Source organism: Faecalibacterium sp. 9 (genome assembly GCF_048320955.1).
In the GTDB taxonomy this organism is placed as follows: domain Bacteria; phylum Bacillota; class Clostridia; order Oscillospirales; family Ruminococcaceae; genus Faecalibacterium; species Faecalibacterium wellingii.
Map to the genome: position 1 here is coordinate 1,600,174 of NZ_JBLWGB010000001.1, position 12,758 is coordinate 1,612,931.

Here is a 12,758-nt window from a genome sequence, read left to right on the forward strand (position 1 = left end):
GAGGGGTAAAACCTATGTGTGGAATCGTTGGATTTACAGGAAATCGACAGGCGGCACCGATCCTGCTGGATGGCCTGTCTAAACTGGAGTATAGAGGATATGACTCGGCTGGATTGGCTGTCCGGGATGGAGAAGCACTGGCACAGGTCGTGAAAGCAAAAGGCCGTCTGTCCAATCTGATTGAGAAAACCGATAACGGTAATGCACTGAAAGGAACTTGTGGTATTGGCCATACCCGTTGGGCAACCCACGGTGAGCCGAGCCAGACGAATGCACATCCGCATGTTTCCGGTAACTGTAGCCGTTCCGGTTCCGGCACAGTGGAGTCTGAGGTCGTTGGCGTACATAACGGCATCATCGAGAACTATACTGAACTGAAAGAAAAACTGTTGAAGCATGGCTATACGTTCTACAGCCAGACGGATACCGAAGTGGTCATCAAGTTGGTGGACTACTATTATAAGAAGTACAACCTCGGTCCTATTGATGCCATTGCCAAGACGATGGTTCGTGTACGCGGTTCCTATGCGCTTGAGCTGATGTTCCGTGATTATCCGGGCGAGATCTGGGTGGCGCGTAAGGATAGCCCGATGATTATCGGTATTGCGGATGGTGAAACTTATGTGGCTTCGGATGTCCCGGCAATTCTGAAATACACTCGCAATGTGTATTACATCGGCAACCTTGAGTTTGCAAAGTTGACGCCGGGTGAGGCGCATTTCTATGACCTGAACGGCGATGAAATCGAAAAGCAGACCACCGAGATTAAATGGGATGCAGAAGCAGCTGAAAAGGGCGGCTTTGAGCATTTCATGATGAAAGAAATCCATGAGCAGCCGAAAGCTGTCCAAGATACCCTGAATTCTGTGATCAAAGATGGAGCTATCGACCTGTCCAGTGTGGAAATCACCGAAGAGGAGATTAAGAACTTTGAGCAGATTTATATTGTTGCCTGCGGTTCTGCATGGCATGTTGGTATGGCTGCTCAGTATGTGCTGGAAGATATGGCGGATGTTCCGGTGCGTGTGGAACTTGCATCGGAGTTCCGCTATCGTAAAATGCCACTCAATCAGAAAGCGCTGGTGATTGTTGTCAGCCAGTCTGGTGAGACAGCAGATACACTGGCAGCACTGCGTCTGGCAAAAGAAAATGGCATTACCACAATGGCAATCGTCAATGTAGTGGGCAGCAGCATTGCCCGTGAAGCAGACAAGGTGTTTTACACACTTGCTGGCCCTGAAATTTCTGTTGCTACGACTAAGGCATACAGTGCACAGCTTGCGGCCATATACTCCTTGGCTGTTCAGTTCGCAAAGGTGAGAGGAAAAATCACGGAGGAGCAGTACAGCTACTATATTTCTGAACTTCTGACTCTCCCGGAAAAGATGCAGAAAGCTCTGGAAGATAAGGAACGCATCCAGTGGTTTGCTGCGAAATATGCCAATGCACACGATGTGTTCTTCGTTGGCCGTGGCATTGACTATGCTGTCTGCTTGGAAGGTAGTTTGAAACTGAAAGAAATCAGCTACATTCACTCGGAGGCATATGCAGCTGGCGAACTGAAGCACGGAACTATTAGTCTGATTGAGCAGGGAACGCTGGTCATCGGCGTGCTGACCCAAAGCGAACTCTACGAAAAGACTATCAGCAATATGTTGGAGTGCAAGAGCCGTGGTGCTTATCTGATGGGGCTCACTACTTATGGCAAGTATGAAACCGAAGATCAGGTAAACTTCACAGTTTATGTTCCAAAGGTGGACGAGCACTTTGTTGGTAGTCTGGCAGTGATTCCACTGCAGCTACTTGGCTACTATGTGTCTGTTGCCAAGGGTCTGGACGTGGATAAGCCGAGAAATCTGGCGAAGAGTGTGACAGTAGAATAAAAATTAGTAAGAGGAAGAAGTTATGAAAACAACGTTACTTATCATGGCAGCCGGTATCGGTAGCCGTTTTGGAACAGGAATCAAACAGTTGGAGCCAGTGGATGATGCTGGACATATCATTATGGATTACTCAATCCATGATGCGATTGAAGCTGGTTTCAATTATGTGGTATTTATCATCCGCAAGGATATCGAGAAGGAGTTCAAAGAGGTCATTGGTGACCGCATTAAAGCTATCTGTGATGCTCATGATGCGACAGTGGATTATGCTTTTCAAGATATCAACGATATTCCGGGAATTCTGCCAGAAGGCCGTACAAAACCGTGGGGAACCGGTCAGGCTGTGCTTGCTGCTAAAAATGTGATTGATACTCCGTTCATTATCATCAATGCAGACGATTACTATGGCAAGGAAGGCTTTAAAGCAGTTCACGAATATCTGGTAAACGGCGGCAAGTCCTGCATGGCGGGTTTTGTGCTGAAGAACACGCTGTCTGATAACGGTGGTGTAACCCGTGGTATCTGCAAGATGGATGAGCAGAATAATCTGACTGAGGTCGTGGAGACAAAGAACATTGTAAAGACTGTGACTGGAGCAGATGCAGACGGCGTAGCTGTTGATGTGAATTCTCTGGTCTCCATGAATATGTGGGGCTTGACTCCTGATTTCTTGGACGTGCTGGAGGAAGGTTTCAAAGAGTTCTTTGAGAAAGAAGTTCCGGGCAATCCGCTGAAAGCAGAGTATCTGATTCCTATCTTCATCGGCGAACTGCTGGAGCAGGGAAAGATGTCTGTGAAGGTTCTGAAGACCAACGACACCTGGTACGGCATGACCTACCATGAGGACGTTGCAGCCGTAAAGGACAGCTTCAAGAAGATGCTGGAAAACGGCGTGTACAAGGCTGACCTGTTCAGTGATCTCTAAACAATGATGAAAGAAACTATTGATTTATTCGGGAAGATTCTCACAAACATTCTGACGGCTCTCTACGAGCCGTTTGGGTTTTCGCTTCTACTTTCCTTCCTAGCTATGTTTTTCTATCTTTATGCTTATGAGCCAATACATGCAGGCAAAGGCTGGAAGAATGCCATAGTGACCTGGTATCAGAAGTTCAAAGAGAGCGTGTTCTTCCGGAGGTTGTTTTTCTTAGCTTTTGTGACCTCACTTATTTTGTTCCGAACCCTGTTAAACCGTCAGCTGTGGATGAATCCTTTATCCGATGTTATGGGCGGTTGGGGCATCTGGGAGACAGTGAATGGTGAACAGCAACTGACCACCGAGTGTATCGAGAACGTAATCATGATGATGCCTTTTTCAGCAGTAGCGATGTGGACATTCGGAGAGAAGATAGGAAACAGCTGGAAAAAGATCCTGTGGCAAAGCGGGAAGATAGCATTTATCTTTTCGATAAGCATAGAGATGTTGCAATTATTGCTTCGCTTGGGTACGTTTCAATTATCAGACATCTTCTATAACACAGTCGGCGGAGTGCTAGGCGGACTGATGTATTGTGCGTTGATGAAGGCAAGAAAGCGGCTGTAAAACTGGATGAAATTGTGATATACTGGGAGCGGTAGCTCCCTACGCTGCTCGGATAATCACACACCTCTTCGTGGTGAGCAGCAGGCAACATAGTATAAGATACTGTGGCTAAGATGTAGAGGATAACCTCTTATGGATGAGGGAAGCTATGGACTATAATGAACTGATTGCTCTTTGGACTAAAGCGTTCAATTGGCTTTATGAAAAAGATGTGGCATTGTTTGAAACGGATGTTCAAGAGAGAGCTATCGCAGGTAGATTGGCAATGTATCTACAGCATGAATTTGATCCTCATTATGAAAAGACTGCCTGTATTGACTTAGAGTATAATAGAGAAGGAAACGGCGTAAAGAGACCTCATCCTAGAAATGAGGAGGGGTGGATTGCACCTGATATTTTGCTCCATGTAAGAAAGAAAAGAGAAAATATCTTTTACTGCGAGGTGAAAAAGAAATCGGATACATATAATGCTGATTCTGTGAGAGTAAAGGATGCATTAGTGGATCGGAAGTATCAATATGGGTTGAACCTGTATTATGTACGAGCTGATTGTGCTAAAGTTTCAATATATACATGGATTGGAAACAACATTCAAAAAATAGACTATGTGTACGGCCCTACGCTAAAACAGCTGAAGGCCTTAGGGGATGCGGAGTATCTCAAACAGTGAAATCATTGTATTAGAGGTTTATATGGGAGTACAAAAACTAGAACAATCCATATCAGAAATCATAAAAGATTTCCGGCAAGGAAAAGTAGAAATTGAATTAAATTGTGAGCATGTGCATAAGTGGGTGTCACAGTTTGATGTGGATGATCAGAAAATAATCTTAGAAGAGACATTACAAGTATTCCAGAGATGGTATTTTAATAAAACTAAAATTGAAGAATTTCTGGATAATGTAGTTCGAAGTGTCGTACAAGACGAAAACTATGAAAGTGTTCATGCAATCTTTAAGGACACTGTATTCTTGGATATGCAGGAAAAAGGGAAGAGCCAAACTGATCTTGTTCAGATGCTTCAGAATCTCGTAAAGAAAAAATACAACTGCGATATTAATGTACAGCCACAGGTAAGTGTAGATAATAAATACTATATTTATATCGATGATGGACTTTTCACGGGAAGTCGATTGATAAAAGATTTGACACGTTGCATTGAACAGGCCTCAGAGTGTACCAAAATCGATATATGGTATTTGATTTCTTGCGAAAGTGGACAATCCTATGGTGAGGAAAAGGTGAAATCAAAAGCTAAAGAGAAAAACATTAATATCAAAATTCACGTTATGAATGAAATTCATAACAATAAAACGATAAAAAGCGTTAACGGTGAATCGGTATGGGATCCAAGACAAGACTGCTTGTGGCCTAATAAAAATTTGAATGATGTGCCGATAATTAAAGACTATAAAACCAGTTTAGAGAGAACCTTCGGAAAAGAAAGAACTATACCATATTTTTATCGAACGAATCGGTTGGAGTATTTTCCAGGCATATTTTCCTCAATGAAAAACAGAGATATAGTTGAACGTGCTTTTCTGAAAAAAGGAATAGAGATTGTTCAAAAGTGCCGAACGGAAAAGGGCATGTATCCATTGGGATATAACCTATACCCGTCGGCTGGATTTGGTGCTTTTTGTGCAACAGATTTAAACGTGCCTAATACATGTCCACTTGTTTTGTGGTGGGGGAATATAATAGAAAAAGGAGATGTTTTGGACAATTGGTATCCATTGCTTCCACGGCGTACGAATGAAAAATCGATGACTATTATAGATTTTTCGAATGAAATACCTTATTCTAATGCAGGTCAGGAAGATGCGTGGAAACAGGTTTATACAACTTGCCCTGCCTGCGGGAAAGGGATTTGTTTTGAAAATGATGGAGGAACAGGCTTCTGCATTAACTGTTCAGCAGATTTCTCATGATAGGTTGAGTTTAGCTAATCCACAGCGCTATACTTATACCATTAAAAAGGAAAGAGGTTATTACCTATGCCTAGAACTAAAGGTAGCAAGAACAAGCCCAAAACTGTGACCGCTGATTTTGCAACGCAGCTTGCAGAAAAGCAGTCCGCAAAGGAAGCCCTCTCTGCTGAGATCGCATCCATCACCGCAAATATTGACAATTTAAAGGCTGATCTGAAAGCAAAAAAGGCTGCTTTGAAGAAGGTCGAAAAAGAAGTGGCATCTCTGGAAGCAAAGAAGGAAAAGGCAGATGCTAAGGCTGCAGAAGAAGCAAAGAAAGCAGAAGCGGAATCCGTTCTGAAGAAGTTGCTTGCCGAGGGCATGAGTGCCGATGAAATCCTCGCTAAACTGAAATAACAGAAAACCCGTAATGAACGCTCGTTGTGGCTTGTTCATTACGGGTTTTAGGATTGAGTAGCTTGAGCGAGCGACAACCACCAGCTCCGCTGGTGGAGTAGAAAATGCTTTAGCTATAAGATTCGAGCAAAGCGAGATGACAAAGAAATTGTCATCTTAGAAGATGCACTTTGCAACATAGCTCGTTAGAGCGGTAGGGGGCAGGTAATGCAGATGAAAGACGCTTGCTCGAGGCCCCTTGAGGGGCTTGGCCAGTAGGATGCCCTTCCAGGGCTTACTCAAGCCACCGGCTTAGCCGGTGGTTTTGACTACAAGAATACGGATTCATCCGGCAGCATCAAATCGATAATATTCCGGCAGGTTGAGCTGCTTGATAAATGCATGGTGCTGGGCGTGGTAGTGCCGAAAATCATACCCCAGATGATGCAATTCAAGAAGCTTTACCAACACCAGATTGATATGAATGCGTTTGGCATCGGCAATCTGAGCAGCATCCATCTTGCGTTTCGTCATCTGATAGACTTCCTCGCTGTCCAGCATCAGGTGGGATGCAAAAGCGTTTGGCTCATAAAGACAGATTTCCTTATCTGTAATCGCCAGAGACTTATTCAGCGTGTGCAAGTCCATAAGAATCTGATGCTCCAGATAATGCCCCAGAGCGTACCCGCAGACCAGTTGCTTTGTCTGCGAATCAAGATGACTGTTGATAAGAATCAATGGCTTATCAAAGTGGAGTGAAAGAAAACCCAGCACATCTTTGAAGCGAGGTGTTTCAAGGATGTCCAGGCTGCAGCTTCGCGCAATCCGTTTGATGTTGCGGGTGCCGGTATTTAGGAGTTCACACGGTATTCTTTGAAGGACGTCGTATAGTTTATAACGAAAATAAAAGAAGAACAAAATTAAAAGAAACGGGGCGGAGAAAATATGAACTTATCTAAAATACACCACATTGCAATCATTGTATCTGATTACGAAGCAGCTAAGGATTTTTATGTGAACAAGTTGGGCTTCTCTATCATCAGAGAAAACTACCGCCCGGAGCGCAAGGACTGGAAGCTGGATCTGCGTATCAATGAACACACAGAGCTTGAGATTTTCGCTGAGGAAAATCCTCCGAAGCGTTTGAACCGACCGGAAGCCTGTGGGCTGCGTCATCTTGCGTTCTGCGTGGATAGCGTGGAGCAGACAGTCAGAGAACTGGCAGAAGTTGGCATTGAATGTGAGCTGATCCGTGTGGATGATTATACCGGCAAGAAGATGACTTTCTTCCATGACCCGGACGGACTGCCGCTGGAGCTGCACGAATAATTATGGGAGAGAAAAGAGCATATAAAGCCAGAAAGTCCGGTGGAGGCCGGAAGAAGCTGAAGCCGGAGTATGATGCCGGGAAGAATCTGAAAGAGCAGATGGATGCTGCTGTGGCGCTTTATAATTCTGAGGTGTCCTTGCAGGCCATCGGTGAAGAACTGGGATTAAATCCAATAAAGGTACGGAAGCTGCTCATCACGGCTGGGGTGTATGAATCGGAAGTGGCGGAGAAAGTTCAGGATACTTTTGAAGAATACCGTGAAACACAAGACTACATAACCTCCATGCTCCATGTGAGAAAAAGAAACCGTCAGAAGTATTCAGAGGCTTGCCGTCCGATTCTTGGAAAGCATACTGATGGCTGGGCAGGTCGCATTATTGATCTGTTAGCTGTGTTTGCCCTCCTTGCTGGTACTGCTACCACTTTTAGTGTAGCAACACCGCTTATGGCAACCATTATCAGTGAACTGTTCCATGTTGCCGTTAGTCGTACTGTAATCAACATTATTATTCTTCTGATTACCTGCGCTGTATATATATATTCCTTGCTGTATGGATTTAAGGGAATCAGCAAGTTGGCAAACATTTGTATTTATATGTTCTTTGGCCTGATTGCGTTTGTTCTGCTGTTTGGTGGAGAAACACGGTATATTATTGAAACCGGTTTTTCTTCCCTTGGACGAATGATCCAGAACTTTGTTGATCTGTCTACGTTCACTGACCCGCTCCGTACATCGAACTTCCCGCAGAACTGGACAATCTACTATTGGGCTTACTGGATGGTTTGGTGCGTAGCTGCCCCGTTCTTTATCGGCAGCATTTCTCGTGGCAGAACAGTACGTCAGACAATCCTTGGTGGCTATGTATTTGGTGTTGGTTCTACGTTGACGAGTTTTATCGTACTTGGTAACTATTCTATGGGAATGCAGGTTACTGGAAAGGCTGACTTTATTGCACAGTATCTGGAAAGCGGAGATCTGTATGGCATGATTGTGTCTATCATCAAAACGATGCCGGGTGCACCTGTTATCATGGTAGTTGTGTTGTTGACGATGATTGCCTTCTATGCGACCTCTTTTGATTCGATTGCTTTGACGGCATCCTGCTATAGCTATCACACACTGGAGGATGGCGAGCAGCCGAATAAGGGGATTCAGTTGATGTGGTGTATTCTGCTGATTTTGCTTCCGATTGCTTTGCTGTTTGCAGAAAGTTCCATGAACAACCTTCAGTCGGTGAGTATTGTTGCGGCTTTCCCGATTGGTGCGGTAATCGTGATGATTGCAGTGAGTTTTATGAAAGATGCAAAAAAATATATGGAAAGTCTGGAAGATAAAGAATGAGAGGCAATGCATACTCAAAAAAGCAATCGAGTGAACAGATTTCAAGAAAGCTGTCAGAGTTTATTAAAGAGATACAATATAAAAATCGAAATCCGGTAGATAATAACGTATTAAAGATGCTGCAGGAAATGGAAACAAATCCTGAACTTCTTTTCGATTCACAACAATATCTTTATCGGAGTAGGATTGTTCACTCAAAAGACAAATTAAACGGAGAATATCCGTTCTTTGGATTTGGAAAAGACGGGAGTTTTGTTGCACCGTCAGAATGCACGAAGGATATGCGTGCTAATTATCGTTATATTCCATATCTCTACTGTGCAACAAGGCCATACTTATCTGTTGTTGAGGTGCGTCCTCGATTAGGTGCAAGGGTAAGTGTTGCACGGATTCGCGTTAATGAAAGGTTGCGGTTGCTGGACTTTTCTTTGCAAAATTACCCGAAGGGAATGAAGTCGGTAAAGATAAATTTATTCTATGCTTTGTCACAACTTTATTCAAAGCCAGTGACAGAAGATGATGATACATTGGATTATATTCCCACACAGTATATTGCAGAATTTGTAAAGAGAATTGGCTATGACGGAATTGTATTTAAAAGTTCTCTTTATAACGATGAAAACAGTGTTAATGTCGTGATTTTTAACTTTGATAAATGCGAGGCTGTGGGTTCCGTGGTTTATGATGTGACAAGAAATGACTATACTTGCGAAATGGAAGATCCGGTGAGTGAACTTCGATTGAATTTTCAGCTTCAATTGACACCGGATAATAATTGATTCTTGAGAATTTGAATAAGAGGTGCTATACTAATATTACTATAATTTTCTGGAGGTTTTTATTATGCCCAGAACAAAAGGTAGCAAGAATAAGCCAAAGATGGTGACTGCCGATTTTGCAACACAGATTGCAGAAAAGCAGTCCGCAAAGGAAGCACTCTCTGCCGAGATCGCATCTATCGCTGCCAATATTGATTCTTTGAAAGCTGACCTGAAAGAGAAGAAAGTATCACTGAAAGCCATTGACAGGGATATTGTCAAGCTGGAGGGGAAAAAGGCGAAGGCAGATGCCAAAGCTGCAGAAGAAGCGAAAAAGACAGAAGCGGAATCCGTTCTGAAAAAGCTGCTTGCCGAAGGCATGAGTGCCGATGAAATCCTCGCAAAACTGAAATAACACGAAAAACCCGTGATGGACAGTGCATAACGCATCGTTCATTACGGGTTTTAGGGTTATAAGAACATAAGTTCATCCGGCGGCCACATCAAACTGAAAATGTGCCGGAAGATTGAACTGTTTGATAAACGCATGGTGCTGGGCGTGATAGTGCCGTAGATCGTATCCCAAATGATGCAGTTCCAGCAGCTTCACAAGCACCAGATTGAGGTGAATCCGTTTCGCTGCGGAAATTTGCGCCGCGTCCAACCCACGTTTTGCCATCTGATAGACTTCATCACTGTCCAGCATCAGGTGGGATGTGAAAGCGTTATGCTCGTAAAGAAGGATGTGCTTGTCCTTAATGGTCAGAAACTTGTTCAGGGTATGCAAGTCCATCAGCAGCTGATGCTCCAGATAATGCCCCAGCGCATAGCCGCACACCATCTGCTTTGTCTGTTTGTCCAGCTGGCGATTGATAAGGATCAATGGCTTATCAAAATAGAGCGAAAGTAAACCCAACATATGCTTGACGAACGGAACATATGAACGTGCGCGGGAATCCGGTACAGAGCAGAATTACGACATGATAGATGGCTGCGTAAACAACGTGCCGAAAAAGCCACGGCGCATTGGTGGCAGATGGTCGGTGCTGGATCGGCTGCATATCAAACAGGCAGAGCGGAAACAAAAGGAGCAGACCAAGCAACAGTAGCAGGAGCGAAGCCGGAAAGGTTAAGTTGCAAAAAGTCAGGGCTGCCATTAGGCAGCCCTGACTTTTTGTTTGTTATGTGTGTAAACAAAAATGGTTCAATGGTTCAGCACAAAGATTGTGCACCATTTTTGGGGAAAGTTGATTGATTTTATCAGCTAAAGGTGGCATTATAATAGATGGGACGAGAGTTAGTAATGCAGTGAGTAGGGAAGGTAATTATGGAATTCTTGAACTATATGCTAGATAAGATGGGGACGATTAAGAATGCAGTAGAACTGCTAATTCTGATTCTAATGGGCTTTTGTTATATATTATATTCTGTGCGGAAACATTCTGCACGGAAAAATTTCGTACACCAGAGGGCAGATTCGGGACAGAAGGAAAAAGATGATGGAGAAAAAGCTGCGAAGAAAATAGCAGCAATTGTTGCGGTAGGATTGATTGGGGTTTTTGCTGCGAACTATATTTTTAATAATGCTGGGGAAACTGAAGATGTTACGAGGTCGTCAAATTTGACAGATGATACAGTTATAGTTCCGAATGTTGTTGGTATGAACGCTTATGAAGCAGAGCAAGTGCTCACAATTTCGGGATTATACGTTATAGATAAAACATGTGATGAAAATACATTCGTTAGTGAACAAACCTTACAGCCGAACACGAATGTTGAACGTGGAACAGAAATTAAACTGATAAATGCGGCCAATGAAATCGAAACTTCCCGATTGACAGTAGAAGATTATTTTCATCAGATGATAAATATAAGCGAAAATTCTATGACAATAGAAAAATCGGGACGATTTATTTATTGGTCTAATGGAATGACAAGCATTGAAGAAATTGACTTGAATAAAGATCGAAATCCCACAAGGAATGTGACACATCTGCCTTATATGCCAAGCGGAATGTGCTTCGTACAATTAAAGTTTGACGATATGAATGTTTCTGACATGCAAACAATAATCTATGAGTACAGTGCTGGAAATGAAGAAAATGGATTTGAGTTTCATGTACAGGACGATTCGGTATTGCTTGTTGTTCCTGCAGGAGTATACTTGATTTATGCGGGTTCTAATGGAAATTCGTGGAGAGAGAAAATTAGTATCAATGCTTCTGGTACATATGATATTTTAATGAGGCAAGATTGAAAAACATTTTCAATAAATTATGGCATAATAGTAAGAGAGCCAGCCATAGGACTTTGGAAAAGTCTTGTGGCTAGCTCTTTTTTATGTCATTTTTAGAGTGATGGTTCGTGACTGCGCTTGGGTTGGGTACGGCGGTACTGCTGTGTATGCTCCATTTCAAGGATCATATCAACATTCCTGCAAGCGGTTTGCAATTCGTGGTAGTAATCTTTGAAATAGGTATAGCTTTCATATTGTGCGGTTCGCGTAAAAATCAGCTTTTCCTTTTCTGCTCGTAAATCTTTCATCGTGGGAATTGTGCCATCAGTGGAATTGCGTTTCAAGAATTGAACAGCTTCTTCATATCTGGCCATTTCATCCTGATGTGCGGAGCGGTACATCTTCTTGTTGCCGGCCTGCAAAAACGCTTTGTATTCTAAAAAATGAAATCTACACTGGAACGATGGTGCAGGGCAGGCGGCAGAAGATCAATTACAAAATTCAGTTGGTGAAAACCCTTGTGCAGAGAATCGAAGTGAGTGCGGACAAGCGGATTCGGATTGTTTTTGGATTTCAGGATGTGTTTACAGAACTTGGAAAGGAGAGTGCAGAAACATGATTGCAGCGTATCAGCGTGTTTCAAGGGCTGATGGTGATCTGGGCAAAGATGGCAAAGATAAGAGCAACAGCATTGAAAACCAGAAAGAACTGATCCTGCGGTATATCTCCTGCAAAGAAAGCCTGCAAAATACAAGATACTGTAAAAGCATTGCATACGAGCTGAATTTCAAAAAAGGCTGCGTTGCCCATGTTGTAACATCAAAGAATGTGTTATAATATGGGCAACATACCAGCCAGAAAGAGGACATTATGAAAGCGATTCGATGGCTGTTAAAATTGATACTGGTGATGATAACCCTGCCGCTGATCCTTGCTGTATGACTGGCAAAGTGGTTTGTGGTATTCCTGCATCACTGCTCTGCATGGCTTTTCTATCTGCTGGGCAGTGTGTTATTGGCGACGGCGGTGCTTTCGTACCTCCTGCAGCATTCGCAGGGAATGGAAGCACTTCAAATGCTGATCGGTGGATTTGTGATTTTTATGATACCACAGGTGGTCGGTAGCGTAGTAGTACTTCTGGAACTGGCGGCAGTAATGCTTCGGCAGGCATGGTACATATAAAGTGTGGAGGAATACAAAAATGAACTTAGCGGTGATACATCGCGTTGCAATCATCGTTTCCGACTATGAAAAAGCGAGAGCTTTCTATCGGCAAGATGTTGCTGAATCTTTATACCAGTAAGGTGAGAAAAAATAGTATAATGGAAGCAGGAATCTATCTAAATAGAGTTGTAACACA

General features: G+C 43.2%; 17 protein-coding genes. 14 read left to right on the forward strand and 3 right to left on the reverse strand.

Annotated elements, in window-relative coordinates; all coding sequences use genetic code 11:
- The first annotated feature begins 14 nt into the window (after nt 1-14).
- From glmS to ACKXF9_RS07715, 6 genes are all read left to right on the forward strand, one after another.
- Nucleotides 15-1,883 carry a glutamine--fructose-6-phosphate transaminase (isomerizing) gene (gene glmS, locus ACKXF9_RS07690; protein WP_418265761.1) on the forward strand — a complete coding sequence of 623 codons (1,869 nt, stop codon included), beginning with the start codon at nt 15-17 and terminating at the stop codon, nt 1,881-1,883.
- A 22-nt stretch (nt 1,884-1,905) separates the two neighbouring features.
- Nucleotides 1,906-2,808 (forward strand): sugar phosphate nucleotidyltransferase, encoded by a 903-nt coding sequence (locus tag ACKXF9_RS07695; protein WP_418265762.1) that lies wholly within the window; start codon nt 1,906-1,908, stop codon nt 2,806-2,808.
- Nucleotides 2,809-2,811: 3 nt separating this feature from the next.
- Nucleotides 2,812-3,426, forward strand: a complete 615-nt coding sequence (locus ACKXF9_RS07700) for a VanZ family protein (protein WP_418265763.1) — start codon at nt 2,812-2,814, stop codon at nt 3,424-3,426.
- 148 nt (nt 3,427-3,574) lie between these two features.
- A complete protein-coding gene (locus ACKXF9_RS07705; protein ID WP_418265764.1) occupies nt 3,575-4,096 on the forward strand; it encodes a hypothetical protein in 522 nt (173 codons plus the stop codon).
- Nucleotides 4,097-4,118: 22 nt separating this feature from the next.
- The gene (locus tag ACKXF9_RS07710; protein ID WP_418265765.1) at nt 4,119-5,357 is read left to right on the forward strand and encodes a hypothetical protein; all 1,239 of its coding nucleotides are present in this window, start codon (nt 4,119-4,121) and stop codon (nt 5,355-5,357) included.
- A gap of 66 nt (nt 5,358-5,423) precedes the next feature.
- The gene (locus ACKXF9_RS07715) at nt 5,424-5,753 is read left to right on the forward strand and encodes a hypothetical protein (protein ID WP_418265766.1); all 330 of its coding nucleotides are present in this window, start codon (nt 5,424-5,426) and stop codon (nt 5,751-5,753) included.
- A gap of 324 nt (nt 5,754-6,077) precedes the next feature.
- Here the strand turns inward: ACKXF9_RS07715 and ACKXF9_RS07720 are convergent, their stop codons facing one another.
- Nucleotides 6,078-6,506, reverse strand: a complete 429-nt coding sequence (locus tag ACKXF9_RS07720; RefSeq protein WP_418265767.1) for an ImmA/IrrE family metallo-endopeptidase — start codon at nt 6,504-6,506, stop codon at nt 6,078-6,080.
- A 171-nt stretch (nt 6,507-6,677) separates the two neighbouring features.
- Here ACKXF9_RS07720 and ACKXF9_RS07725 point away from each other — a divergent pair, with 171 nt between their 5' ends.
- The 4 genes from ACKXF9_RS07725 (at nt 6,678) to ACKXF9_RS07740 (ending at nt 9,577) form a co-directional block, all read left to right on the forward strand.
- Nucleotides 6,678-7,061, forward strand: a complete 384-nt coding sequence (locus tag ACKXF9_RS07725) for a VOC family protein (protein WP_418265768.1) — start codon at nt 6,678-6,680, stop codon at nt 7,059-7,061.
- A gap of 2 nt (nt 7,062-7,063) precedes the next feature.
- On the forward strand, nt 7,064-8,404 hold the full coding sequence (locus ACKXF9_RS07730; RefSeq protein ID WP_418265769.1) for a BCCT family transporter: 1,341 nt from the start codon (nt 7,064-7,066) through the stop codon (nt 8,402-8,404).
- Nucleotides 8,401-9,183, forward strand: a complete 783-nt coding sequence (locus ACKXF9_RS07735; protein WP_418265770.1) for an RES family NAD+ phosphorylase — start codon at nt 8,401-8,403, stop codon at nt 9,181-9,183. The genes ACKXF9_RS07730 and ACKXF9_RS07735 overlap by 4 nt, the downstream gene beginning before the upstream one ends.
- A gap of 64 nt (nt 9,184-9,247) precedes the next feature.
- Complete coding sequence (locus ACKXF9_RS07740; RefSeq protein WP_418265771.1) at nt 9,248-9,577, forward strand: hypothetical protein; 330 nt, start codon at nt 9,248-9,250, stop codon at nt 9,575-9,577.
- 72 nt (nt 9,578-9,649) lie between these two features.
- Here ACKXF9_RS07740 and ACKXF9_RS07745 read toward each other — a convergent pair whose 3' ends face one another.
- Nucleotides 9,650-10,081, reverse strand: coding sequence for an ImmA/IrrE family metallo-endopeptidase (locus tag ACKXF9_RS07745; protein ID WP_418265772.1), 432 nt, complete (start codon nt 10,079-10,081; stop codon nt 9,650-9,652).
- Nucleotides 10,082-10,085: 4 nt separating this feature from the next.
- Here ACKXF9_RS07745 and ACKXF9_RS07750 point away from each other — a divergent pair, with 4 nt between their 5' ends.
- Both ACKXF9_RS07750 and ACKXF9_RS07755 read left to right on the forward strand, forming a co-directional pair.
- Nucleotides 10,086-10,271: a DUF4316 domain-containing protein gene (locus ACKXF9_RS07750; protein ID WP_418265773.1), complete on the forward strand. Its 186-nt coding sequence runs from the start codon at nt 10,086-10,088 to the stop codon at nt 10,269-10,271.
- A gap of 218 nt (nt 10,272-10,489) precedes the next feature.
- Complete coding sequence (locus ACKXF9_RS07755; protein ID WP_418265774.1) at nt 10,490-11,419, forward strand: PASTA domain-containing protein; 930 nt, start codon at nt 10,490-10,492, stop codon at nt 11,417-11,419.
- A 92-nt stretch (nt 11,420-11,511) separates the two neighbouring features.
- On the opposite strand, the gene ACKXF9_RS07760 is transcribed toward ACKXF9_RS07755, so the two are convergent.
- On the reverse strand, nt 11,512-11,772 hold the full coding sequence (locus tag ACKXF9_RS07760; RefSeq protein ID WP_418265775.1) for a hypothetical protein: 261 nt from the start codon (nt 11,770-11,772) through the stop codon (nt 11,512-11,514).
- A 241-nt stretch (nt 11,773-12,013) separates the two neighbouring features.
- On the opposite strand from ACKXF9_RS07760, the gene ACKXF9_RS07765 reads away from it, so the two are divergent.
- Together ACKXF9_RS07765 and ACKXF9_RS07770 are read left to right on the forward strand one after the other, a co-directional pair.
- Complete coding sequence (locus ACKXF9_RS07765; RefSeq protein WP_418265776.1) at nt 12,014-12,235, forward strand: hypothetical protein; 222 nt, start codon at nt 12,014-12,016, stop codon at nt 12,233-12,235.
- A gap of 47 nt (nt 12,236-12,282) precedes the next feature.
- Complete coding sequence (locus tag ACKXF9_RS07770) at nt 12,283-12,522, forward strand: hypothetical protein (protein ID WP_418265777.1); 240 nt, start codon at nt 12,283-12,285, stop codon at nt 12,520-12,522.
- Nucleotides 12,523-12,758 lie beyond the last annotated feature (236 nt).

What these genes read in the sequence shown, in the direction of transcription:
- ACKXF9_RS07740 (WP_418265771.1), top strand. Translation starts at nt 9,248, where the DNA reads ATGCCCAGAACAAAAGGTAGCAAGAATAAGCCAAAGATGGTGACTGCC.
- ACKXF9_RS07755 (WP_418265774.1), top strand. Translation starts at nt 10,490, where the DNA reads ATGGAATTCTTGAACTATATGCTAGATAAGATGGGGACGATTAAGAAT.
- ACKXF9_RS07710 (WP_418265765.1), top strand. Translation starts at nt 4,119, where the DNA reads ATGGGAGTACAAAAACTAGAACAATCCATATCAGAAATCATAAAAGAT.
- ACKXF9_RS07725 (WP_418265768.1), top strand. Translation starts at nt 6,678, where the DNA reads ATGAACTTATCTAAAATACACCACATTGCAATCATTGTATCTGATTAC.
- glmS (WP_418265761.1), top strand. Translation starts at nt 15, where the DNA reads ATGTGTGGAATCGTTGGATTTACAGGAAATCGACAGGCGGCACCGATC.
- ACKXF9_RS07770 (WP_418265777.1), top strand. Translation starts at nt 12,283, where the DNA reads ATGGCTGTTAAAATTGATACTGGTGATGATAACCCTGCCGCTGATCCT.
- ACKXF9_RS07705 (WP_418265764.1), top strand. Translation starts at nt 3,575, where the DNA reads ATGGACTATAATGAACTGATTGCTCTTTGGACTAAAGCGTTCAATTGG.
- ACKXF9_RS07730 (WP_418265769.1), top strand. Translation starts at nt 7,064, where the DNA reads ATGGGAGAGAAAAGAGCATATAAAGCCAGAAAGTCCGGTGGAGGCCGG.
- ACKXF9_RS07745 (WP_418265772.1), bottom strand. Translation starts at nt 10,081, where the DNA reads ATGTTGGGTTTACTTTCGCTCTATTTTGATAAGCCATTGATCCTTATC.
- ACKXF9_RS07735 (WP_418265770.1), top strand. Translation starts at nt 8,401, where the DNA reads ATGAGAGGCAATGCATACTCAAAAAAGCAATCGAGTGAACAGATTTCA.
- ACKXF9_RS07715 (WP_418265766.1), top strand. Translation starts at nt 5,424, where the DNA reads ATGCCTAGAACTAAAGGTAGCAAGAACAAGCCCAAAACTGTGACCGCT.
- ACKXF9_RS07765 (WP_418265776.1), top strand. Translation starts at nt 12,014, where the DNA reads ATGATTGCAGCGTATCAGCGTGTTTCAAGGGCTGATGGTGATCTGGGC.
- ACKXF9_RS07700 (WP_418265763.1), top strand. Translation starts at nt 2,812, where the DNA reads ATGATGAAAGAAACTATTGATTTATTCGGGAAGATTCTCACAAACATT.
- ACKXF9_RS07695 (WP_418265762.1), top strand. Translation starts at nt 1,906, where the DNA reads ATGAAAACAACGTTACTTATCATGGCAGCCGGTATCGGTAGCCGTTTT.
- ACKXF9_RS07760 (WP_418265775.1), bottom strand. Translation starts at nt 11,772, where the DNA reads ATGGCCAGATATGAAGAAGCTGTTCAATTCTTGAAACGCAATTCCACT.